Source organism: Ensifer sp. SSB1, assembly GCF_016652895.1.
GTDB lineage: Bacteria > Pseudomonadota > Alphaproteobacteria > Rhizobiales > Rhizobiaceae > Ensifer.
Genome location: NZ_JAEPRP010000023.1, coordinates 25,337 through 46,842, shown reverse-complemented (window position 1 = coordinate 46,842; position 21,506 = coordinate 25,337). Strand labels below are relative to the sequence as shown.

18 protein-coding genes are annotated in these 21,506 nt (G+C 63.7%); 10 read left to right on the top strand and 8 right to left on the bottom strand.

Annotated features, from left to right (window positions below):
• Positions 1–302 precede the first annotated feature (302 nt).
• Positions 303–1,289 (top strand): cyclase family protein, encoded by a 987-nt coding sequence (locus I8N66_RS08420; protein WP_291152082.1) that lies wholly within the window; start codon positions 303–305, stop codon positions 1,287–1,289.
• A 183-nt stretch (positions 1,290–1,472) separates the two neighbouring features.
• On the opposite strand, the gene I8N66_RS08415 is transcribed toward I8N66_RS08420, so the two are convergent.
• The 5 genes from I8N66_RS08415 to I8N66_RS08395 form a co-directional block, all read right to left on the bottom strand.
• A complete protein-coding gene (locus I8N66_RS08415; protein WP_291152079.1) occupies positions 1,473–2,957 on the bottom strand; it encodes an MDR family MFS transporter in 1,485 nt (494 codons plus the stop codon).
• 185 nt (positions 2,958–3,142) lie between these two features.
• On the bottom strand, positions 3,143–4,126 hold the full coding sequence (locus I8N66_RS08410; RefSeq protein WP_113538778.1) for an ABC transporter permease: 984 nt from the start codon (positions 4,124–4,126) through the stop codon (positions 3,143–3,145).
• Positions 4,127–4,137: 11 nt separating this feature from the next.
• The gene (locus I8N66_RS08405; RefSeq protein ID WP_291152074.1) at positions 4,138–5,148 is read right to left on the bottom strand and encodes an ABC transporter permease; all 1,011 of its coding nucleotides are present in this window, start codon (positions 5,146–5,148) and stop codon (positions 4,138–4,140) included.
• Position 5,149: 1 nt separating this feature from the next.
• On the bottom strand, positions 5,150–6,640 hold the full coding sequence (locus tag I8N66_RS08400; protein WP_291152071.1) for a sugar ABC transporter ATP-binding protein: 1,491 nt from the start codon (positions 6,638–6,640) through the stop codon (positions 5,150–5,152).
• A 155-nt stretch (positions 6,641–6,795) separates the two neighbouring features.
• A complete protein-coding gene (locus I8N66_RS08395) occupies positions 6,796–7,776 on the bottom strand; it encodes an ABC transporter substrate-binding protein (RefSeq protein ID WP_113538775.1) in 981 nt (326 codons plus the stop codon).
• Between the two features lie 171 nt (positions 7,777–7,947).
• Between I8N66_RS08395 and I8N66_RS08390 the strand changes: the two genes are divergently transcribed.
• Positions 7,948–9,042, top strand: a complete 1,095-nt coding sequence (locus I8N66_RS08390) for a LacI family DNA-binding transcriptional regulator (RefSeq protein ID WP_291152067.1) — start codon at positions 7,948–7,950, stop codon at positions 9,040–9,042.
• A 32-nt stretch (positions 9,043–9,074) separates the two neighbouring features.
• Here the strand turns inward: I8N66_RS08390 and I8N66_RS08385 are convergent, their stop codons facing one another.
• Complete coding sequence (locus I8N66_RS08385) at positions 9,075–9,806, bottom strand: pyridoxamine 5'-phosphate oxidase family protein (RefSeq protein ID WP_291152065.1); 732 nt, start codon at positions 9,804–9,806, stop codon at positions 9,075–9,077.
• A gap of 79 nt (positions 9,807–9,885) precedes the next feature.
• Here I8N66_RS08385 and I8N66_RS08380 point away from each other — a divergent pair, with 79 nt between their 5' ends.
• Complete coding sequence (locus I8N66_RS08380) at positions 9,886–11,319, top strand: PLP-dependent aminotransferase family protein (RefSeq protein WP_291152062.1); 1,434 nt, start codon at positions 9,886–9,888, stop codon at positions 11,317–11,319.
• A gap of 18 nt (positions 11,320–11,337) precedes the next feature.
• Here the strand turns inward: I8N66_RS08380 and I8N66_RS08375 are convergent, their stop codons facing one another.
• Positions 11,338–12,186: a LysR family transcriptional regulator gene (locus I8N66_RS08375; RefSeq protein ID WP_291152059.1), complete on the bottom strand. Its 849-nt coding sequence runs from the start codon at positions 12,184–12,186 to the stop codon at positions 11,338–11,340.
• Between the two features lie 97 nt (positions 12,187–12,283).
• On the opposite strand from I8N66_RS08375, the gene I8N66_RS08370 reads away from it, so the two are divergent.
• The 7 genes from I8N66_RS08370 to I8N66_RS08340 all read left to right on the top strand — a co-directional run bounded on the left by I8N66_RS08370 (position 12,284) and on the right by I8N66_RS08340 (position 19,489).
• Positions 12,284–13,594 (top strand): aspartate aminotransferase family protein, encoded by a 1,311-nt coding sequence (locus tag I8N66_RS08370; protein WP_291152056.1) that lies wholly within the window; start codon positions 12,284–12,286, stop codon positions 13,592–13,594.
• A gap of 190 nt (positions 13,595–13,784) precedes the next feature.
• Positions 13,785–14,393: a protein rhiA gene (locus I8N66_RS08365; protein WP_291152053.1), complete on the top strand. Its 609-nt coding sequence runs from the start codon at positions 13,785–13,787 to the stop codon at positions 14,391–14,393.
• A gap of 413 nt (positions 14,394–14,806) precedes the next feature.
• Positions 14,807–15,979 (top strand): ABC transporter substrate-binding protein, encoded by a 1,173-nt coding sequence (locus I8N66_RS08360; protein ID WP_291152050.1) that lies wholly within the window; start codon positions 14,807–14,809, stop codon positions 15,977–15,979.
• A gap of 181 nt (positions 15,980–16,160) precedes the next feature.
• Positions 16,161–17,027 carry a branched-chain amino acid ABC transporter permease gene (locus I8N66_RS08355; RefSeq protein WP_113538768.1) on the top strand — a complete coding sequence of 289 codons (867 nt, stop codon included), beginning with the start codon at positions 16,161–16,163 and terminating at the stop codon, positions 17,025–17,027.
• A gap of 2 nt (positions 17,028–17,029) precedes the next feature.
• Entirely contained in the window at positions 17,030–18,028 is a 999-nt protein-coding gene (locus I8N66_RS08350) for a branched-chain amino acid ABC transporter permease (protein ID WP_291152140.1), read from the top strand.
• On the top strand, positions 18,028–18,792 hold the full coding sequence (locus I8N66_RS08345; protein WP_291152046.1) for an ABC transporter ATP-binding protein: 765 nt from the start codon (positions 18,028–18,030) through the stop codon (positions 18,790–18,792). The genes I8N66_RS08350 and I8N66_RS08345 overlap by 1 nt, the downstream gene beginning before the upstream one ends.
• A complete protein-coding gene (locus tag I8N66_RS08340) occupies positions 18,773–19,489 on the top strand; it encodes an ABC transporter ATP-binding protein (protein WP_291152043.1) in 717 nt (238 codons plus the stop codon). The genes I8N66_RS08345 and I8N66_RS08340 overlap by 20 nt, the downstream gene beginning before the upstream one ends.
• A 12-nt stretch (positions 19,490–19,501) precedes the next feature.
• Here the strand turns inward: I8N66_RS08340 and I8N66_RS08335 are convergent, their stop codons facing one another.
• The gene (locus I8N66_RS08335) at positions 19,502–21,490 is read right to left on the bottom strand and encodes a CHASE2 domain-containing protein (RefSeq protein WP_291152040.1); all 1,989 of its coding nucleotides are present in this window, start codon (positions 21,488–21,490) and stop codon (positions 19,502–19,504) included.
• Positions 21,491–21,506: the final 16 nt, after the last annotated feature.

The window sequence follows — 21,506 nt, the reverse complement described above, 5'->3', positions numbered from 1 at the left end:
CGAAGGAACCGGCAAAGACCTTTACCCCTCGGCAGCAGCAATCGATTGGTCGGATAGACGATGTGGACGCCGCGCTCAGCGAGCTTGTGGTACGGCAGGATCGGTCGGAGCTTGCCTTCGGCGAGCAGCGGGTCGGCGATAAAGGACGGCAAGGCGCCGAAACGAGCGTTGCCCGCCAACAAGTCCATAATTTCCTATGAGTAAAATATCTATTCTCCGTATCGCTGATTATTCGCGATCCGGCCAGCAATAAGGTGCGTCCAGCTTCCTGATGTTCGGGAAATGCAGAAAAGGAGTTCACCATGTTCAACACCGCAACGCTTGGCCGCACGGTGGCGGTCTCCCTCGTGGCCGGCTTGCTGGGAAGTGCCGCTTTCGCGCAGGATGTCGGCAAGAGCCCCTGGGGGCCGGAAGACGAGATCGGACGCCTCAACCTGATTACGCCCGCTTCCCGCGCTGCGATCCTGTCGCGTATCGAGGGTGCCAGGTCCTACGACCTTGCCGTCGAATACTTCATCGGTATGCCAAGCTGGGAGGCGGCCGGCGATCCGCCATACCAGATGTGGATGACGCACACGCCGCATGGCACGGCCGTTTCCGATCCGATGAAGGTCGGCAAGGAGATGAACCAGCACGTCAGCTATTCCGGTTCGGCCGTTTCGATGTACGCGCATATGGGCACGCATATCGATGCACTCAATCATTTTGGCCTGAACGGCAAGATCTGGAACGGCTATGCGGCGGCCGATCACCTCGGAGACCAGGGCTGGACCGTCACCGGTGCGGAGAAGTTGCCGCCGATCGTAGCGCGCGGCGTTCTGATCGATGTCGCGGCGGCGAAGGGCATGCAGATGCTGCCGGAGAACTACCGCATCACCCGAAAGGAGCTTCAGGAGGCGCTCGAAAGGCAGGGCGTCAAGCTTCAGGAAGGCGATGTGGCGCTGATCCGCACCGGGCGCATGCAGCATTACGAAGACAAGTCCGCCTACATGAGCAATCCGCCCGGGCTCAGCCTCGACGCGGCGAAGTTCCTGGTCGAAGACGGCGGCGCCATGGTCGTCGGTGCCGACAATCTGAGCTTCGAAGCGTTCCCGGCCGAAACCGCAAACAATTACATCCCGGTCCACACCTATCTCCTGGCCCAGCAGGGTGCACCGATCATCGAGCTCATCAATCTCGAAGAACTGTCGAAGGACCGGGTCTACGAGTTCGCTTTTGTCGGCGCATCGCTCAAGTTCCGCGGGGCGGATGCCGCCCCGATCCGCCCCGTCGCCTTTCCGTTGCGCTAGGAACTGAGGCAGCGTGGGTGCCGCTGCCTTGAATGGCAGAACCACCCGAGGACTAAAAGGAGGCGCTGCGGATTTCCGCGGCGCCTCCTCTGTGTCATCCGGAGCGGGCGTGTTTATTGCCAGTCGTTGAAGCGCAGGCATACTCTCGGGGAGCGACCGTCTGGGCGCTCCTGCGGTGCGCCTTTACTCGACGACGGCGGGCATCTCCGTCTCGGCGCGGCCGCGCAACGGTTTCTCCGGCATCTGATGGAACATCGCCAGCGACAGTATCATCGCCGCGGTGCAAGCGGCGAAAATATAGGCGAATGGCAGGGCCGAGGCAGTCGTGGCACCGATCGTCTGGATGGCTTCGCCACCGAGCGGCAGGCCATTGCCGAGCGCAATAGCGCCGAGGATGGCAACGCCGAGGGCGCCACCCAGGGACCGCAGGAAAGTCAGAACGCCGGTTGCGACGCCAAGATGCGCCTGGTCGACGGCGTTCTGGACGGAAATGGTTGCGACCGGAAAGGTCATGCCGGAGCCGAAACCCGCGCCCGAGGTCAGCAGCACCAGCACGGGCAGCGTCGTGCGCCCGGCAAGAGCCGCGAGCGCCGCCAGGCAGATAAAGCTGAGTAGGCTGCCAATGACCGCCATCCTTTTGTAGTGGACTAGGCGCGGTATCGTCCGCGCGCTGGTCGTAGCTCCAAACACGGTACCGAGCAGCAGACCGAGCATGATCAGCCCCGAGCCGCCGGCGGTGAGGCCATGGAACGACTGCGCATAAACGGGGAGATAGACGGACAGGCCGACATTGGCGCCCTGCGCCAGAAACATTGCCAGGGTTCCGAAGCGCACGATGGGATTGCTGAGCACTTCGAGCGAGATGAGGGGTTCGGCCACTCGCCGGAGGCGCAGGGCAAACGCAGTCCAAAGAACGGCCGAAGAACCGAGCAATCCGGCGATCGCCGGCGAAAGCCACGCATAGCGGCTGCCGCCCCAATTCAGAGCCAGCAGCAGAAGTGCCGTTGCGGCGACGAGCAAGGTAGCTCCCGCCCCGTCGATCCGGTGTGCTCGGGTTATGACGGGCAGCTTCTTCAGCGGATTGCTGATGATCGCCATGGCCGCAAGCCCGAGCGGAATGTTGATCCAGAAGATCAGCGACCAGTGCAGGTGCTCGGCGAAGGTGCCGCCCAGCAGTGGCCCGGCGATGCTGGCCACCGCCCATGTCCCGGATATCCAGGCGGCATAGCGAGCGCGCTCGCGCGGAGGAACGAGATCGCCGATCACGGTTTGCGAGAGGGCGAAGAGACCGCCGCCGCCCAGGCCCTGGACCGCGCGGCCGATGATCAGCGTCAGCATGTTCGGCGCCAGCGCGCTGATCAGCGATCCCGCAAGGAAGATGATCACGGCGGCGAAGATCGTCGGCCGCCGACCGTGAATGTCGGAGATCTTGCCGTAAAGCGGCGCCATGGCCGTCGCGGTCAGGAGATAGGCTGTCACCACCCACGGCAGATAGTCGCTGTGCCCGAGCGCCTTGCCGATCGTAGGCATGGCGGGCGCCACGATCGTCTGGTCGAGTGCGGCCAGGAGCATGGAGAGGAGCACGCCCGCGATGATGACGTTCTTTTCCTGCTCCGAGAGAGTGGGCGCCATCGCAGTCGTTTCGTTCGGGGGGCGTATCTCGTTCATGCAGGCGGTCCGATGCGGTCATTTCGATTTTGACGAGAGGCATTCAGAATGCCTGGGCGTGCGATAGTCAACCGTCCGAGCGGTCAGGACGTTCGCCGTTCCTTGATGGAGGCAAGCAAAGTGGGCCGACCGAGCCGTTTTCTCGCACTTGTCTCGCAATTGCGCCGACCCGCGTTGCAGGGCGTCTAGCTACTCCGGTGCCGCGCCATCAAATTCGCCTGCAGGACCACCACGACGAGCAGGAAACCGCCGCGGATGACCGATTGCCAGTAGGCCGAAAGCGATATCCAGCCGAGGCCATTTTCGAAGTTCAGGATGTTGAACACCATGGCGAGCAGTAGCGCGCCTGCCAAGGTGGCGCCGACGGAACCGGAACCGCCCGACAGCAGCGTGCCGCCGACGACAACGGAGGCGATCGCGAAGAGTTCCCAGCCCACACCCTCCGTCGGCTGCCCGGCGCCGAACTGCGAGGCAAGGATGACGCCGGCAAGACCGGCGAGCGTGCCTGAGGCGAGATAGACGCCGGCAAGCGCGCGTTCGACCTTGAGGCCCATCAGGCCCGCCGTCGCCTCGCCGTCACCGATCGCCAGGATATGGCGGCCGATGGGGAGCTTCTCGAGCACGATCCAGCCGACCACATAGGCCGCAAGTGCGATCCAGGCGGGGATGGGGAAGCCCAGAAAATCGTCCTGGCCGATCACAGTGAAACCGGTGTCGTAGGAAACCGAGACCGACTGGTTGTCGGCCAGCAAAAGGCCGGTACCGTAGGCGGCGAGCATCGTCGCGAGCGTGGCGATGAAGGGCTGGATGCGCATCCTCGTGATGATGAAGCCATTGAGCGCGCCGACGGCGAAGCCGGCCGCCATGCCGCCAAAGAGCCCGGCAGCCCAATGATAGGGGGAGAGCAATGCTGCGACCACGCTTGCCATCGCCGCCGTGCCGCCGACCGACAGGTCGATGCCGCCTGTCATGATGACGAAGGCCATGCCGAGCGCGATCAAGGCGAACATCGAGTTGTAGCGCAGGAAACTCAGGATGTTGTAGGGCGACAGGAAGTTGTCGTAGCGCAACGCCCCGAAGAGAATGAGGCCGGCGAGCGCCAGGATGACGCCGAGCCGAGCGAGGTCGCCGGAATTCTTGACCAGGAAGAGGCGAAGGATCGTTTGCATCGTGGTTGCCCCTAGTGTCTGCCGGCGCGCTGCTGGATGAAGACGGCGGTGACGATCAGCCCGGCCTTGACGATGAGCGCCGCCGCGTCCGGTACGCCATTGGCGAGCAGCGTGTAGCGCACCAGCTGGATGACGAATGCGCCGAGCACCGTGCCGATGATGTTGGCCCGCCCGCCGGTCAGAAGCGTGCCGCCGACGGCGACCGCAGCGATCGCATCGAGTTCCATACCGAGGCCGACTAGGTTGGCGTCGCTCGCCGAGTTGCGGGCAACGACGATGAGGCCGGCTACGCCGGCAAGCGCGCCGCTTGTCATGTAGACGAAGAGCTTGACCCGTTTCACCGGTATGCCGGTCAAACGGGCGGCTTTCTCGTTGCCGCCGACGGCGATGATCTGCCGGCCGATCACGGTGTAGCGGATCATTGCGAAAGCCGCCGCGACGATGACGATCATCAGCAAGACCTGGGCCGGAACGCCGGCAATGTGCCCGAGTGCGATGAACTGGAAGCCTTCATTTTTGAAGACCTGCAGATTGCCGTTGGTCATCACCTGGGCGATGCCACGGCCGGCGATGAAAAGCACAAGCGTGGCGATGATCGGCTGAATCGAAAAGCGGGTAACGAGGAAGCCGTTGAAGAGACCAAAGAGGGCGGCGGCAGCAACCGGCAGGAGGAAGGCGAGGGTGACTGCCAGCGCCATGTTTTCCACCGGCCAGAACTGGCCCATGAAGATCATCGGCGCCAGGGCGCCGGCAATCGCCATCAGCGAGCCGACGGATAGGTCGATGCCGCCGGTGGCAATGACCAGCGTCATGCCGGTCGCGACGATGACGATGGTTGCAACCTGGGTCAGGTTCACATTCAGCGTCTGCAGAGACAGGAAGTTCGGCGTGACAGCGACGTTGAACAGGATCAGCGCGAGAAAAGCGACGAAGGTGCCGTAGCGGCTCGCCAGTGTCATGAGCCGGCTACCGGACGAAAGGGTTCCCGATGGTTGTGGGGCTGGGGTCTCGATCGTCGTCATGTCATTCTTCCTGGTGGGCCATGGCGGCAAGCAGCGCAGTCTCGCTCAAATCCTTGCGCGGCAGGGTCGCGACCGACGTGCCGTCGCTCAAGACCGTCACACGGTCGGCAGCGGCGAGAAGTTCCTCGAGTTCCGAGGAGATCATCAGCAGGCTCAAGCCCTCGTCGGCGAGGCTGCGCAGAAGTTTCAGGATTTCCGATTTCGCGCCGATGTCGATGCCGCGCGTCGGTTCATCGACGATGAGGACGCGTGGGTCGGTGGCAAGCCAGCGGGCGAGCAGCACCTTCTGCTGGTTACCGCCGGAGAGTTCCTTGATCGGCTGATCGGGGGAGGCGCATTTGACCCCGAGGGCGCGGATATAGCGGCTGACGATCTCGTCCTGCCGGGCACGGTCGACGATGCCAGCTTTCTTGAGTTTGGGCAGCAAGGCGAGCGTCATGTTCTCGCGGATGCTCATGTCAGGGACGATGCCGTCGATCTTTCGGTCTTCGGATACGAGACCGATCCCGTCGGCGATCGCGTCAGCCGGTTCGCGGTAGCTGCGATCCCGTCCCTGCATGCGGATCGTGCCGCGCTCCATCCTGTCGGCACCGAAGATCAGGCGCGCCGTTTCCGTGCGGCCGGAGCCGAGCAGACCGGCAAGGCCGGAGATCTCGCCCTCTCGCACGTCAAGGCTGACGTCGCGCACGCGCACACCCGCGCCGGCGTTGTCGAGTTCGAGGCGAACCGGGCGTTCAACGGTCTCGGCTTCGGGCGCCATCGCCTGAAAGGCGGCAAGCTCCTTGCCGAGCATATGGCGCACCAGCGCCATCTTCGGCATGTCGGCCATCGGGCTTTTGGCCACGGTTTGCCCGTCGCGCATGATCGTCACCCGGTCGCAGATTTCATAGAGTTCGTCGAGCCGGTGGCCGATGAAGATGACGGCGACGCCCGAACGTTTCAGCGTGCGGATCGTCTCGAACAGGATCGCGACCTCGCGCTCGTCGAGCGAGGAGGTCGGCTCGTCCATGATGACGAGGCGGGCGCTTTGCGTCACAGCGCGGGCGATCGCCACCATCTGCCGCGTCGCCGCATCGAAATGCGCGACCGGACGATCGACGTCGATCGTCAGGTTGAAGGTTTTGAGCACCGCTTCGGCGCCGCGCCGCATGGCGCCATGATCGATCATGCCGAAGCGTTTGGGCTCGCGGGAGAGGTAGATGTTCTCCGCCACCGAACGCTGCGGGGCGAGATTGATCTCCTGGTAGATCGTGGCGATCCCGGCGGCCTGCGCCTGCGCGGGCATCGAGAAATCGACATCCTGGCCGTCGAAGGTGATGTTACCTTCGTCCCGGCGATAGACGCCGGTCAGGATCTTGATGAGCGTTGACTTGCCGGCGCCGTTCTGGCCGACGAGCGCCATGACCTCTGCCGCTTCGACGTCGAGCGAGGCGGATTTCAGTGCCGGAACGCCGGCGAACGCTTTGGAAATGCCCTGCATGGACAGAAGCATGGGTCTCCTCCCTATCTTCGCCATCCGCCGCCCCTGAGGGTGGGCGTCATCAGCCTACACGTGAACGGGCCGAAGGTCATGCCGGGACCGCTGTCGTCAAAAAGACGGCCGAGACGGTTGTGCCGTCCCGGCCGCAGAGGCTCGGGGAGAATGGATCAATAGGCGTTGGCGAGTTCGGCAGCCGCGTTGGAGGCGTCGTAGAACTTGTCGTCGTTGATGATCATCGCGTCGATTTTCTCGCCCTTGGCGTAGCGCATCATCGTCTCGAAGGCCTTCGGTCCGAAGCGCGGGTTGCACTCGACGACCGCGGCGATCTTGCCGTCGACGACCGCCTGCACGGCTTCCTTGCCGCCGTCGATCGACAGGACGAGAACGTCCTTGCCGGGGACCTTGCCGGCCGCTTCGAGGGCGGCGATCGCGCCGATCGCCATTTCGTCGTTATGGGCGTAGATCACGTCCGCATCCGGATGGGCCTGAAGCAGGGCTTCGGCCACCTGGCGCCCCTTGTCTCGGGCGAAATCGCCGGTCTGCGATGCGACGATCTCGAAGCCGCCGGCCGCCTTGATCGCCTCGTCAAAGCCCTTTTTGCGGTCGTTGGCGGGCGACGATCCGGTCGTGCCTTCGAGTTCGATGATCTTCGACTTGCCATTGGCGTTCTTTGCCAGCCACTCGGCAACGCGTTTGCCTTCCTCGACGAAGTTCGAGCCGATGAAGGTCAGATAGTCCTGGCCGGCCTTGGCCAGCGACGGATCGACCGAACGATCGAGCAGGATCACCGGAATGCCGGCCTTCTTGGCGGCCATGACGGCGGGGATCAGCGGCTTTTCTTCGCGCGGTGCGAGGAAGATCACGTCGACGCCCTGAGCGATCATCGAGTTGACGTCGGCGACCTGCTTGGCGGCGGAACCGGCAGCATCCGTATAGACGAGCTGGAAGCCGAGCTTTTCAGCTTCGGCCTTCATGCTGTTCGTCTGGGCGATGCGCCAGGGATTGTTGGATTCGGTCTGCGCGAAGCCGACCTTGTATTTGTCCTTCTGCTCGAGCTTCGGCACTTCGGCGATCGCGACGCCCGCAAGGGCTAGCGCGCCGACGGCCGTGGCCGCAAGCATGAAAGTACGACGCGAAATCGTAGTCATAATCGGGTTCTCCTCCCAGATTTGGCCGGTGCTCCTCTACCGGACGTGAGCATTTTGGGCTTCACATCTCCAAATCTTGCGCTAATAATATTAGCAGTCAAGGCCAAAAATTATGAGCACTTGCAAAAGCCCGCGTGCAGTGCAATGCACGCATGAGGGTAAGGAGCACGCATGGCCAAGGGAAACGGGCGCAGTCCGGAAAAAAGGGGCGAAGGTCGCCCGACGATGACGGATGTCGCCAGGATAGCCGGCGTTTCCCAGTCAAGCGTTTCCCTGGTGCTGAACGAGATGTCGGGTTCGCGCATCTCGCCCGAAACGCAGCAGAAGGTGCGCGAAGCTGCTCATAAAATCGGTTATAAATTGCCGGCGACCCGAGGCCCGGTTGCAGCGGCGCCGGCGGTCGAGAAGGACACGATCGCCTTCATCGTCGATGAAATCTCCACCAGCCCGCACCCGGTCGTCAGCCTCGACGGCATCCGCGACTATGCTTTCGAGCAAGGCATGCTGGTTTCGGCGCATGTGACCCGCTCCAATCCGGAACTCGAAGAGGCGGTGCTGCGCTCGGTCTTGAGAGACCCTTCGATCGCCGGCGTCATCTACGCAACGATCTTTACCCGTAAAGTTGCCGTGCCTGAGGCGCTGGCGCCGCTGCCGACCGTGCTTCTCAATTGCTACTGCGAACCGCGTCAGCATGTGGCCGTCGTTCCGGGCGAGGTCGCCGGCGGTTTTGCCGCTACCGCACATCTGACGGCGCTCGGCCACAAGCGCATCGGTTTCATCAATGGTGAGCGCTGGATGGATGCGGCTGCAGATCGTCTCAAGGGCTACAAGCAGGCGCTTGCTTCCGCCGACATCGCCTTCGACGAGGCGCTTGTGAGGGACGGCGACTGGCTACCGCTGCGCGGCTACGAGGCCGGGCTGGATCTGCTCTCAATGCCCAATCCGCCGACCGCCATTTTCTGCGGTAACGACCTGATGGCGATCGGCGTCATGGAGGCGGCCCAGGAGAAGGGGCTGCGCGTGCCGGCCGATCTCTCGGTCATGGGCTATGACGACCAGGAACTGGCGCGCTACACCCATCCGCCGCTCTCGACGCTGGTGCTGCCCAACTACGAGATGGGGCAGAGGGCCGCCGAGATCCTGATCGACATGGCAATCCACGGCAAGCATATGCGCCCGATGACGATCAAGGTCGACGGGCCGCTGGTGGTTCGCGAAACCACTTCCGGCTGGCCCGCCCGGGCCGTCGTGGCTGGAAAGCGATAGAGCCGCCCCTTCAGGAAATCGGACCTGCGTCGTCAGGCCTCCGGTTTATCGGCATAGGCGAGAGTGTAGGCCTCGCTGACGGCCTCATCCAGCGAGCGCCCCGCGCGATAAGGAGAAAGCGTCGCCGGTCGCACGATGCTGGCATCGAGGCGCGAACAGCGCTCGGGGGCGCCGAGGACGGTGTGCACCGGCAGGCGCTCCGCATAAACGGGCAGGTCGTAGTCCTCCTCATCGTCGATCAGGCCCTTGGACCTGATCTTGGCCGAAGCCCGTTCGATTTCCATGACGATCACCGCTGTTGCCTTGATCTCCTGCGCAGTGCTCGGGCGCAGCGTTGCGGTGCGATCCGGAAAGAACCGATCCACCATCATCGTCAAGGCGCGCAGCTTCTCCTCCTGGTTCTCGACCAGACGGGCGGTACCGAACGCCATGACCGAGCGGTAATCGGCCGAGTGGTTGAAAGCGGAGCGGGCAAGCACGAGGCTGTCGAGATGGGTCACCGTCAGGCAGGCCGGCTCGCCTGCGGAGAGGTTGCGCAGCATGCGGCTGGCGCTGCTGCCATGCCAATAGAGGTGCCGTCCTTCCCGCCAGAAGAGCGTCGGCGTGCAGAAAGGCTGACCGCCGATGACATAGGCGACGTGGGCGAGAGCTGCCGCGTCGAGCAGTCTGTGCACGGTCTCGTGGTCATAGAAGCCACGATCATGGCGGCGCTTGACGCGGTTGACCGTATCGACGGGGTAGGTGGGAGCGGAATGTTCGGTCACGGCTGGTTCCTTTCAGGCTTGCTTCTTGAAGGTTCGCATGCGCAGACTGGTTTGAAATAGGTCCACTTCCGATCGCCTCATGCCAACCACTTCTCTTCCAAGACAGGAATCGGCCTTTCCGCCGATCGAACTCGACGGCACGATCCGCAACCAGGGGCTTCGCGTCCATAGCGCCTTGCGCGCCGCCATCGTCGACGGGCTGCTTCCGCCCGGTTCCCGCCTGCCATCGAGCCGCGAGCTTTGCAGCCAGCTTGGCATAGGCCGCAACATGATCGTGGCCGCCTATGAGCACCTGGTGAACGACGGGTTGATCGAAGCCCGTCACGGCTCGGGCACCTATGTCTCGTCCAGCCTGCCGACACCGCCATCCATAGCGGCGGCGCCGGATATCCCGCTGACCTTTGGCGGCCGACCGCCCTTTGCTCTTGGCCAGACCCATGTGGAGCCGGCCTTCCTTGCGCGGTTGGCCGCGGCAACCCGGCGCCATATCGCCGAAGCGAGCGCGGATGACCTTGCCTATGGCGATCCGCGCGGCAGCTTGCATTTGCGGCGACAGATCGCAGACTTCCTGGCCGTCAACCGAGGCATCCGCTGCGATCCCGGCTGCGTCGTCATCGTCAGCGGCACTCAGCACGGCCTGAGGCTCTGCGTCGATGCGCTGCTTGAGCCTGGAGATTGGGCATGGGTCGAGGAGCCCGGCTATGGTGCGTCGCGCTCGACACTCATGGCGGCGGGAATGCGGCCCGTGCCGGTGCCGGTCGACGGGGCAGGGATCGATGTTGCCGTGGGCATTGCGCGAAACCCTCGCGCCAGCGCCGCCTATGTCACGCCGTCGCACCAGTTTCCCACCGGCGTGAAGATGGCGATGGACCGGCGTGTGGCGCTGATCGAATGGGCGGAGGCAGCCGGCGCCTGGATCTTCGAGGACGACTACGACAGCGAGTTTCGCTATTCGGGTCCGCCGCTGACGGCGCTGGCGGGGCTTGCGCCGGACCGCGTCGTCTATCTCGGAACCTGCGCCAAGACGCTGTTTCCCGGGTTGCGGCTGGGCTACGTCGTGGTGCCTCCGGGAGCCTTGGAGCGGGTCCTGACGCGGCGCGCCGCCTTTGACCGGTTCATGCCGGTGTTCCTGCAGAACGCCGTGGCCGATCTCCTGGCGGACGGATCGGTCGCGTCCCAATTGCGCAAGAGCCAGCGGCGCTACCGTGCCGCCCGCGATCAACTGGCCGAAATCGTCAGCACCACGTCCCGCGGGACGCTGTGCCCGGATGTCCCTGAGCAGGGCCTTCACATGATCGTCCGGCCGCGCGACGGGCTGGCGCCAGGCCTGTCGCAAGTGATCCGAGCGGAAGCGAAAATCGACGCGGTGCTATTGTCCGAAACCTTCATGGAGCGAAGCGATGCCGAAGGGCTCATCCTCGGGTTTTCGGGATATGAAACGGGTGCGCTGCGGGCTGCGGCCGCGCGACTGGGAACGACCGCGCTCAAACTGGCCACCGGCTTTGGGCGGTGACCATCCCCCGCGGCACTTTCAAATGGCGGGCAGTACTGCCCGCACATGATCCGCAAGCGCCTTCACCGCAGATGACGGGCGCGGCTCGGCAAATTCCAGCGCAATGCCGATCGTCGGCAGCTTCGGCAATCCGGCCGAAATGATGTGCAGATCGGAGGGGACGGCGGTTCTCGTCAGGACGGCGATAGCATGGCCGGAGCGGGCAAATGCGATAAGCCCGGCGAGGCTGTTGCTTGCAAAGGCGACACGGTACCGTCGATCGATCGCTTCCATCGCATCGCAGGCTGCCCGGTAGTCGAGCGTCGTCGGGGCCGACAAGGCCAGGGGCAGGGCGACACGGTCGAGGATTTCCGGCTCCGCAACCTTGCCGACCCACACGAAGTCTTCGGTTCGAATGACCTCGCCGTTTGCGGCGTCGGCGATGGAAACGAGCGCCAGGTCGACCTGCCGCCGCAGCAGCATCGGGCGCAACTCCGTGGTCGGAGCGCAGACCATGCGCAATTCGACCTCCGGGTGCTGATCGAGAAAGCGCTCGATGATCCCCGGAAGGAAAGCGATCGAGTAATCTTCCGGGCAACCCAGGGTAACGGAGCCCTTGAGGCCTTTGCCTTCCATCTCCGCCAGGATTTCGTCGTGCCCGGCAAGAAGGTACTCGGCATGGACCAGCAGCTTTTCACCCGCAGCCGTCAGCCGCACACCCGATCCGGTGCGGTGGAAGAGAGCTTGTTCGAGAAAGTCCTCAAGGCGCTGCATCTGCATGCTGAGCGTCGATTGCGTTCGCCCGACCTGCTGGGAGGCAAGGCTGATGGAGCCCGTCCGCGCGATGACGGCGAAGTTCCTGAGCAGGGCAAGGTCGAGGTTTCTCATGATATCAAAATATCCGATACCGGAGCGGAATACTATCAATTTGCCTGAAGCTGAAATGCCCGTTAGCCAGTGAGGACCGCCAACGAGGAGAAATCTGATGTCGCTGAATTCCGATCCTGCGTTCTGGGCCGCCGCCAACAAACACCTCACGCGCTATGGCCCCGGTTTCGAGTCGATCATCGTGGAGCGGGCGGAAGGAAGTTTCGTTTACGATGCGGACGGTCGCGCCATTCTGGATTTCACCTCCGGACAGATGAGCGGTGTTCTCGGCCACACCCACCCGGACATCGTTGCGACCGTCGAGCGGCAGATGCGGACGGTCGCCCATCTCTTCAGCGGCATGCTGTCGAGGCCCGTCGTCGAACTTGCCACGCGCCTTGCCGCACTTGCGCCGGGGCTCGACCGGGTTCAACTGCTGACGACCGGCGCTGAATCTAACGAGGCGGCTATTCGCATGGCCAAGCTGGTGACCGGCGGGCACGAAGTCGTCGCCTTTGCGCAGAGCTGGCATGGCATGACGGGCGCTGCCGCCTCGGCGACCTATAGCGCCGGGCGAAAGGGCTACGGTCCCGCGGCCGCCGGCTCGTTCGTGATACCGGCGCCGAATTCCTATCGGCCGCGTTTCACCCACCCGGATGGCAGCAACGACTGGCAGACGGAACTCGATGACGCCTTCTCGCTGATCGACCGGCAGTCGACGGGCAGCCTTGCGGCGTTCATCGCCGAACCGATCCTTTCAAGCGGCGGGGTCCTCGAACTTCCGCCGGGGTATCTCTCAGCACTCAAGCGCAAGTGCGAAGAACGCGGCATGCTGCTCATTCTCGACGAGGCGCAGACCGGCATCGGTCGGACGGGGCATATGTTTGCCTTCCAGCGCGACGGCGTGACGCCGGATATTCTCACTCTGTCGAAGACCTTGGGCGCTGGACTGCCGCTTGCCGCCGTGATGACGACGGCGGAAATCGAACAGAAGGCCCATGAAAGTGGGTTCCTCTTCTATACCACCCATGTCTCCGACCCGTTGCCGGCGGCGGTCGGCGTTACGGTGCTCGATGTGATCGAACGGGATGGCCTTGTGGAACAGGCGATTGCGCGCGGCGAGCGGCTGCGCGAGGGGCTTCGATCATTGCAGCAAAGATTCGAATGCGTCGGCGATATCAGGGGACGCGGCCTTCTTCTTGGGCTCGAAGTTGTCGCGGACAGGCAGACGAAGGCTCCGGGCTTCGAGCTCGGTGCAAGGGTTATGGAAGAAGCGATGCGGCGCGGCCTCAGCATGAACATCGTCAAGCTTCCCGGCATGGGCGGCGTGTTTCGCATCGCCCCGCCTTTGACCGTAACGCCGCAAGAAATCGATCGCGGGCTGGAGATCCTGTCGGATTCGATTGTGGTGGCGGCCAGCGCCCTCTGAGCGTGAATGGCGAGCGCTTCCACCCTCGCATTCGTGCGACGGTGGAAACCGTCGGCAGTGCCCGACAGCTTTTGAAGGCCTCGGATGATCATCCCAGATTTGGCGAAATCTGGCCTGAAGACAACCATAGGAAAAGCTGCTAGCTGTTCTGCATCCTTGAGGGGAAACGCAAAAGCCGGGGGCAGAACCGATGACGTCATACACTCTGACATGCGTAAACAACTCGCAGCTTTCGGGCAGTTTCGCCGTCTTCCAGAGGCCGCCCGAAACCATGGGCCCGACGGACGTCCTATCGCTTGCCTGGTTGGCCCGGCCGACCGCGCCCGACAGCCGCGTCACCTTCGCATGGAGCCCCGATTATTGTTTCATCTGGTCGGAGACCGGTCTGCTGAAGCCGGGCATCTCGTTCTCGGCATCGCAGGTGAAACCGGCCGACCCCGGCGGTGAAAACCTGATTCAGCTCACCCAGGATGCAGTCGGAGCGACGACCTTCAGCAATCCGGGCGCCAGCGGGACGCCTGGGTCGCTTACGATAGAACAGCTGTCGAACGTCGTTCCCAACCGGACATCCGTTGGGATCGGAATGGCCGGCTCCGGCACGTTCGTTGTGCAGGGAGCGCCGAACATGACGGCTGTCTTCACGCCGCACCCGAACTATTGGGTGGTTTTCGGCAACTACGAGACCGGAGCCGTGCTCGACTTCGAGGAGGTCACGGGCGCCGTCGAAGTCGTCTATGGTGGCTCTCTGACGTCGCGGACTGCAACGCTTGGCCTCGACAATCTCATTACCGTCGAGTGACCGTCTTCAGCGATTGAATGTGGTTGGCGCGCGCAGAGCCGTCTTGTGAAGCGTGTAGAAGGTGCGAGGTTAGGACATTGTCCTGGCCTCGTTTCTCCGCTGGACGTTGCGACGCGACAGCCTGTGGTCCCTATCTATCCTTTCGACCGATACAGTGGATCGACTGTGGGCGCGACCGACTTGCCACCATATTGTTCCTTTGGAAATCAACGTGAAGGGTGACACCGTCACCACGGTGCGCAGCTCACACGGGCGCGACGGTTTGCCGGAAAACATAACCGTTGAATTATGATTTTGGCCCCATATTTCATTTTTACATTACCGTTTTGCATGGCAAGTTGACTGCGATCAAATCAACGGGGTTTGCGAAGACGATGCGGGTTCGGGAGCGATCGGCGTCGCAGGGAGGAAACATGAAACGGATGATTCTGGCTGCGGTTGCAGCTTTGGCCATGAGCAGTGCTGCCTATGCCGACACGATCAAGATCGGTGTTGTCGGACCCTTCTCCGGCCCGTTCGCGCTTCAGGGCAAGAACTTCAAGGCCGGTATCGATGCCTATATGGCACTGAACGGCAGCAAGGTCGGCGACGATGATGTCGAGATCATCTATCGTGACGTGCCGCAGGCCGATCCCGCCCAGTCCAAGGCGCTGGCGCAGGAACTGGTGGTGAAGGAAGGCGTGCAGTATCTCGCCGGCTTCTACTTCACCCCGGATGCTATGGCGGTCACACCGCTGCTCACCCAGGCGAACGTGCCGCTCGTGATCATGAACGCGGCGACCTCGGCGATCGTCACCAAGAGCCCGCTCGTCGTGCGCACTTCCTTCACCACCTGGCAGACCTCGACGCCGATCGCCAAGGTTGCCAAGGACGCCGGCGTTTCCAAGGTCATCTCCGTCGTCAGCGACTACGGCCCGGGCGTGGACGCCGAGAACGCCTTCAAGGCGGGCTTCGAAGCGGCCGGCGGACAGGTGGTCGAAGCGATCCGCATGCCGCTTGCGACGAACGACTTCTCGCCGATAATGCAGCGCATCAAGGATTCCGGTGCCGAGGGCGTCTTTGCCTTCCTGCCGTCCGGTCCGACGACGCTCGGCTTCGTCAAGGCGTTCAAGGAGAACGGCCTGAAGGACGGCGGCATCAAGTTCTTTGCGCCCGGCGATCTGACGCAGGAATCCGACCTGCCGGCGCTCGGTGACGCCGCGCTCGGCATTCAGACGACCTTCCACTACGCCGTGTCGCACGACTCGCCCGAGAACAAGGCCTTCGTCGAGGCGGCCGGCAAGGCGATCGGCAACCCGGCCGAACTCTCCTTCCCCTCGGTTGGCGCCTATGACGGCATGCATGTGATCTACAAGATGATCGAGGCGACCGGCGGTAAGCAGGATGCGGCCAAGGCGGTCGAAGCCGTGAAGGGCCTTTCCTGGGTCAGCCCGCGCGGCCCCGTGACCATCGATCCGGAATCGCGCCACATCACCCAGAACATCTATCTGCGTGAAGTCGCCAAGGCCGATGACGGCACCTACTACAACAAGGAAATCCAGACCTTCGAGAAGCAGGGCGATCCCGGTCTCGCTGCGCTGAAGTAGTCGACCTGGGGCGGGTGCCCACGCGCCCGCCGACACCGATGATGCGTTGACCGGTTGCTATTGAGAGCGACCGGCGCGCCTGCGGCGCCGCGAATGCTGGCGCCTGACTGCCGCTCCGCGCATAGTATGCGCACCTGATCCGGCGCAGCCAAATTTGGAAGAAAGGGCAACGGATAGCCCCATGCAAACCGTCCTCAGCATTGCGATCGATGCCCTTGCCTATGGCATGGTGCTCTTCGTCATCTCCATCGGTCTTTCGGTCACCATGGGCCTGATGCGCGTGGTCAATCTCGCGCATGGCGCCTTTGCCATGATCGGCGGCTACATCGCCTCCTATGCGGCGCGCGATCTCGGCCTTGCCTATGGTTTTGCCGTCGTGCTTGCGATCTTCGGCACCATCATCATCGCCGTGCCAATCGAGCGGCTGCTCTACCGGCGGATCTACGGCGCACCGGAACTGACCCAGGTGCTGATGACCATTGGTATTACGTTCTGCATCATCGGTATTGCCAACTATGTCTTCGGCCCGACGCTGAAGACCGTGCCACTGCCTGGCGAACTGCAGGGCTCGGTCGATCTCGGCTTCCGGGCGATCGCCACGCACCGCATCTTCGCGATTGTCTGCGGCCTCGCGGTTGCCGCCGGTCTCTGGTACGCGATCGAAAAGACCGCCTTCGGCGTCAAGCTGCGGGCCTCCGTCGACAATGCCGCGATGGCCGCCGCCCTCGGGGTCCGCACGGAGATCGTCTATGCCGTAAGCTTTGCGGTCGCCGTCGGGCTTGCCGCTTTCGGCGGTGTCGTCGGTGCCGAGCTTCTGCCGGTCGAACCCTATTATGCGCTGCGCTACATGGTGACCTTCCTGGTGGTGGTCTCCGTCGGCGGCGCCGGCTCGATCCCGGGCGCGCTCGTCGCTTGCCTGCTGCTCGGCGCGATCGATACGACCGGCCGTTATCTCATGCCGGAATTCGGCGAATTCTTCTTCTATCTGGCCGTAATCGCGATCATCTGCGTCTTTCCGCGCGGGCTCGCCGGGAGGGCCAAGGGATGACCATGACGACGACGGACGACTTGATCGCGACCGCTCCTGTGCGCCGGCGGTTCGGCGGTGGAGACCTCATCGGATTGGCGGTGATCCTGCTGGTTGCGGTGATCGGCTACTTCCTCTTTCCCAACAATCTGGCGCTTCTGACGCGGATCATCGCAGCGGCACTCCTGGTGTTGTCGCTCGATCTCGTCACCGGCTATTGCGGTGTCGCGACGCTCGGGCATGCGGCCCTCTTCGGCGCCGGCGCCTATGCCGCGGGCATCGCCTCGGCGCATTACGGCATCAACGATCCGCTGGCGATGCTGGCCTTCGGCATCGTCGCCGGCGCGGTGGCCGGGCTTATCTGTGGGGTCGTCATCCTGCGCGCCCACGGGCTGCCGCAACTGGTGCTGTCGATCGCGCTCATCCATCTCTTCCACGAGTTCGCCAACAAGGCCTCCTCCTGGACCGGCGGCAGCGACGGGCTCTCAGGCATTGCGCCAACGGCACTTCTCGGGCTCTACGAGTTCGACCTCTGGGGGCGCACGGCCTATGTCTTCGGCGTCGTCCTACTCGCCATCGTCTTCGTGCTGTTGCGGCTGATCGTGCGCTCGCCGTTCGGCATGCTGTGCCGCGGCATCAAGGAAGATCCGATCCGCATTCGCTCCATGGGCGCGTCTCCGAAGATCGCGCTGACGAAGATGTACGTGATCTCCGGTGCCGTTGCCGGCGTCGGCGGCGCGCTGAATGCGATCTCTACCCAGGTCGTCGGGCTCGACAGCCTCTCCTTCACCATGTCGGCCGAAAGCCTGGTCATGCTGGTGCTCGGCGGAACCGGCTCTCTCTTCGGCGCGCTGACGGGGACAGTCGTCTTCATGTTCTTCGAGGACGTGGTTTCGGCGGCCAATCCCTTCCACTGGCTGACGATGGTCGGAGCGCTGCTGATCGCCGTCGTGCTGTTCGCGCCGAAGGGTATCTACGGCACCGCCGCTGCGTTCCTTACCCGCCGCAAGGAGGCCCAGTGATGCAGCCGATCTTCGAAGTCCGCAACTTGAAGCGTGCCTTCGGTGGGCTTGCGGTCACCAATGACGTCAGCCTCAGCATGGCACCCGGAGACCGGGTCGCGCTGATCGGGCCGAACGGTGCCGGCAAGACTACCTTCGTCAACCTGGTCACCGGTAACCTTCGGCCTGACTCCGGCGAAGTGCTGATCGGCGGAGATACCGTAACCGGTGTCGATTCCACTGGTCGCGTGCGTCGCGGACTTGTGCGCTCCTTCCAGGTGACCCGCCTCTTTGCCGACATGACGCCGGCCGAGCATGTTGCCCTTGCCGTACTTCAGCGGAGCGGCCGCGCCGGCCGCCTCTTCGGCAATTTTCTCGGCATGCCCGACGTCATGGCCGAGGTCCGGGAGCTTCTCGGCAAGCTCGGTCTCAACGAGTTGATGCACCGCAAGGTGAGCGAGATTGCCTATGGCCAGCAACGCCTGCTGGAGATCGCCGTTGCGCTGGCGCTGAAACCGAGGGTGCTGCTGCTCGACGAACCCGCCGCCGGCGTGCCGCAGAGCGACACCGGTCGCATTGAGCAGGCGCTCGCCGACCTGCCGGCCGATCTCGCCGTCTTGATGATCGAACACGACATGGATCTCGTCTTCCGCTTTGCCAAGCGCGTGGTGGTGTTGGCTGCGGGCGCGATCATCTTCGACGGTTCGCCGTCTGACGTGACGAAGGATCCGCGCGTGCGGGAAGCCTATCTGGGGAGCTATGCCAATGCCAGCCACGCCGCTTGAGGTGGAAAACCTGTCCGCCGGCTACGGCCCGACGCGCGTGCTCGAAGGCGTCTCATTCGCCGTTCCGGCTGGCGCCCGCCTAGCCGTGCTCGGCCGCAACGGCATGGGCAAGACGACGCTGCTTGCGACGCTTGCCGGCCAGACGCGGCGTTATGACGGACGCATCCGCATGGGCGGCACGGATGTCACCGCGCTGCCGAGCGCTTCACGCGCCATGCAGGGTCTCGGTTTCGTGCCGCAGGCGCGTTGCGTCTTCCCGACGTTGACCGTCGAGGAGAACCTGTTCGTCGGCCTCAAGAGCCGACCGAAAAGCGCGATCCAGGAAGCCTACGACATGTTTCCGCGTCTCTTCGAGCGCCGGCGCAATCTCGGTAGCCAACTCTCCGGCGGCGAGCAGCAGATGCTGTCGACGGCGCGCTCGATCCTTGGCCGTCCGTCCATCCTGCTTCTCGACGAGCCGCTGGAGGGCCTGGCGCCTGTCATTTGCGAGGAATTGATGAAGGCCTTTGCCGAACTGGCCAAGATCGGGGACATGACCATCCTGCTGGTCGAACAGCGCATCCAGAGCGCGCTCGACTTTGCCGATCGGGTGATCGTGCTCGAGCGTGGGCGCATCGCCTGGAGCGGAACGCCAGAGGCGCTTGCGGGGGATCACGATGCGGTCGAGCGGCTGCTGGGGGTCGGTGGCCTGCACTGAACCGGAGCCGGCTCACTTCGGTTCTTGTTTGAGGACATCGAGACGGCTGCGCTCACGCTCGTAGTAGCGCGCGAGCGGTGGCAGGGCATTTTTCAGCTGGTCGAAAACTCCGTCCTGCATCTGCAGCGCGCCGTCATATTTGGCTTGCACGAAAGACCGGTGCCGCTCGAGCGCTTCCTTCTTGGCGCCGACGGCGACCGTGAAGACGGGGGACACGGTGCTGCGCCCCTTGACAGTGATCCGGTCGAGTTCCGCGATCGGGAAGGTCTTCTCGACGAGACGCGCGGTCTCTTCGCCGAGAAGCAGGGAGATGCCGTAGTCCTTCGATGCACCTTCGAGACGCGAGGCGAGATTGACGGCATCGCCGAGGGCGGAATAGTCGAAGCGCTGATGCGAGCCCATGTTGCCGACGACGCATTCGCCGGTGTTGATGCCAATGCCGATCCGTAGCGTTTGTGCAGGCCGCCGATCCCGCTTCGCCTCGGTCTCCAGCTCCTCGTTGACCCGCGCCAGTGCCGCAAGCATGTCGAGTGCTGCGCGCACGGCGTGGACCGCATGGTCGGGGTCGTCAAGCGGCGCGTTCCAGAAGGCCATCAGGCAGTCGCCGATGTATTTGTCGATGGTACCGCCCTGTTTCAGCACCGCATCCGATAGTGGCGTCAGCAAGCGGTTGACGAGGGTCGTCAGCCGCTCCGGGTCGTCCTTCATTTCCTCGGCAATGGTGGTGAAGCCGCGGATATCGCAAAAGAGGATCGACAGGGTCCGCCGTTCGCCGCCGAGCTTCAGATGCGACGGGTCTTTCGCCAGCCGTTCGACAAGGGCGGGGGACAGATACTGCTGGAACGCGCGGGTGATTTCGCGGCGCCGTCGGCGCTCGTCGGCGTAGTCCAGGCCCGCCTGGCCGGCAGCCACCGTCCCGAAGGCCAGCCCCGGGCCGAGCGGCGAGAGGAAAACATGGCCGAGGCGCATGGCCACATAACTCGCAAGAACGATGAGGCTCAGCGCGACGATTGTGTATCCGAGCGTGCGCCATCCCGTTGTCCTCAGCACTGCGAAGGCGGCCAAAATGGCGGCAAACGCGATCGCCGCAATCACGACGGGCCGCGGAGCCCGCTGAATGAAAAGGTCGTGCGCCAGGTTGTCGTAGATCGTCGCCTGCATCTCGACACCGGAGACGAGCTTGTTCGAATGGACGGTATCGGACGTCGCGAATGCGTCCGCGCCACCATCGGCGATCGACGGCGCGTTTTGCAGGCTGAGCCCGACAAGCACGACCCGATCGCGAAAAGTGCCCTCGGGCAGGAAGTTGGCGGGATCGAGTGCCTGGTAATAGGAGACGGTCGGATAGGTCCGCGCCGGTCCGAAGACCTGGATGAGGGCATCTGCCGGAGGAGCTTGCGTCCGCGTACCCGCGATCCCGGCCAGAACGGCGGCAAACCCGTCGGGATAATCCGGGATCGAGCGCAGCGTACCGTCGCCGCCGAGATTGACCGAGGCAATCCCGGTGCTGGCACCCTTGGCGGTGAAACGAGCCAGCGGCTCGGTGCGCACGAACTGGTCGGCCTGTGGCGCTTCCACAAGCGTCTGGTCGCCAGCGAGAACGACGTCGGTACCAAGCGCGCTCTCCAGCGCGTCATCGTTGACCGGATCGGCAGAAGGCTCGGCGAAAATGACGTCGACGCCAATCGCGCGGGCGCCGGCCTTGCGCAGTGCTTCGATGAGGCGGGCGTGCAGCGCCCGTGGCCACGGCCATTGCTGGCCGATCTCGGCCATGGATGGCTCGTCGATGGCAACGACGATGGGGCTGTTTTCTGGAAGCGACGGCGTGCCGACGGTTGACAGATAATCGAAGCTGCGCAGTTCGTTGAGCAGCCAGGCATTGGACAAGGTCGCAAGCGAAAGCGCGATGCTGACGAAGGCGGCGAGAGCCAGCAGCTTCAGCCGCCGCAGCGCCAGGCGACGCCTATCCGACTGTCCGTATCGGCTGCCCGATGCCTGCACGGCGACGTGCTCCCTG

Bases quoted from the DNA above. Each gene is read 5' to 3' on its own strand.
- I8N66_RS08410 (WP_113538778.1), bottom strand. From the start codon at position 4,126: ATGCAAACGATCCTTCGCCTCTTCCTGGTCAAGAATTCCGGCGACCTC.
- I8N66_RS08420 (WP_291152082.1), top strand. From the start codon at position 303: ATGTTCAACACCGCAACGCTTGGCCGCACGGTGGCGGTCTCCCTCGTG.
- I8N66_RS08395 (WP_113538775.1), bottom strand. From the start codon at position 7,776: ATGACTACGATTTCGCGTCGTACTTTCATGCTTGCGGCCACGGCCGTC.
- I8N66_RS08350 (WP_291152140.1), top strand. From the start codon at position 17,030: ATGACGACGACGGACGACTTGATCGCGACCGCTCCTGTGCGCCGGCGG.
- I8N66_RS08390 (WP_291152067.1), top strand. From the start codon at position 7,948: ATGGCCAAGGGAAACGGGCGCAGTCCGGAAAAAAGGGGCGAAGGTCGC.
- I8N66_RS08370 (WP_291152056.1), top strand. From the start codon at position 12,284: ATGTCGCTGAATTCCGATCCTGCGTTCTGGGCCGCCGCCAACAAACAC.
- I8N66_RS08360 (WP_291152050.1), top strand. From the start codon at position 14,807: ATGAAACGGATGATTCTGGCTGCGGTTGCAGCTTTGGCCATGAGCAGT.
- I8N66_RS08340 (WP_291152043.1), top strand. From the start codon at position 18,773: ATGCCAGCCACGCCGCTTGAGGTGGAAAACCTGTCCGCCGGCTACGGC.
- I8N66_RS08365 (WP_291152053.1), top strand. From the start codon at position 13,785: ATGACGTCATACACTCTGACATGCGTAAACAACTCGCAGCTTTCGGGC.
- I8N66_RS08380 (WP_291152062.1), top strand. From the start codon at position 9,886: ATGCCAACCACTTCTCTTCCAAGACAGGAATCGGCCTTTCCGCCGATC.
- I8N66_RS08400 (WP_291152071.1), bottom strand. From the start codon at position 6,640: ATGCTTCTGTCCATGCAGGGCATTTCCAAAGCGTTCGCCGGCGTTCCG.
- I8N66_RS08355 (WP_113538768.1), top strand. From the start codon at position 16,161: ATGCAAACCGTCCTCAGCATTGCGATCGATGCCCTTGCCTATGGCATG.
- I8N66_RS08415 (WP_291152079.1), bottom strand. From the start codon at position 2,957: ATGAACGAGATACGCCCCCCGAACGAAACGACTGCGATGGCGCCCACT.
- I8N66_RS08375 (WP_291152059.1), bottom strand. From the start codon at position 12,186: ATGAGAAACCTCGACCTTGCCCTGCTCAGGAACTTCGCCGTCATCGCG.
- I8N66_RS08405 (WP_291152074.1), bottom strand. From the start codon at position 5,148: ATGACGACGATCGAGACCCCAGCCCCACAACCATCGGGAACCCTTTCG.
- I8N66_RS08345 (WP_291152046.1), top strand. From the start codon at position 18,028: ATGCAGCCGATCTTCGAAGTCCGCAACTTGAAGCGTGCCTTCGGTGGG.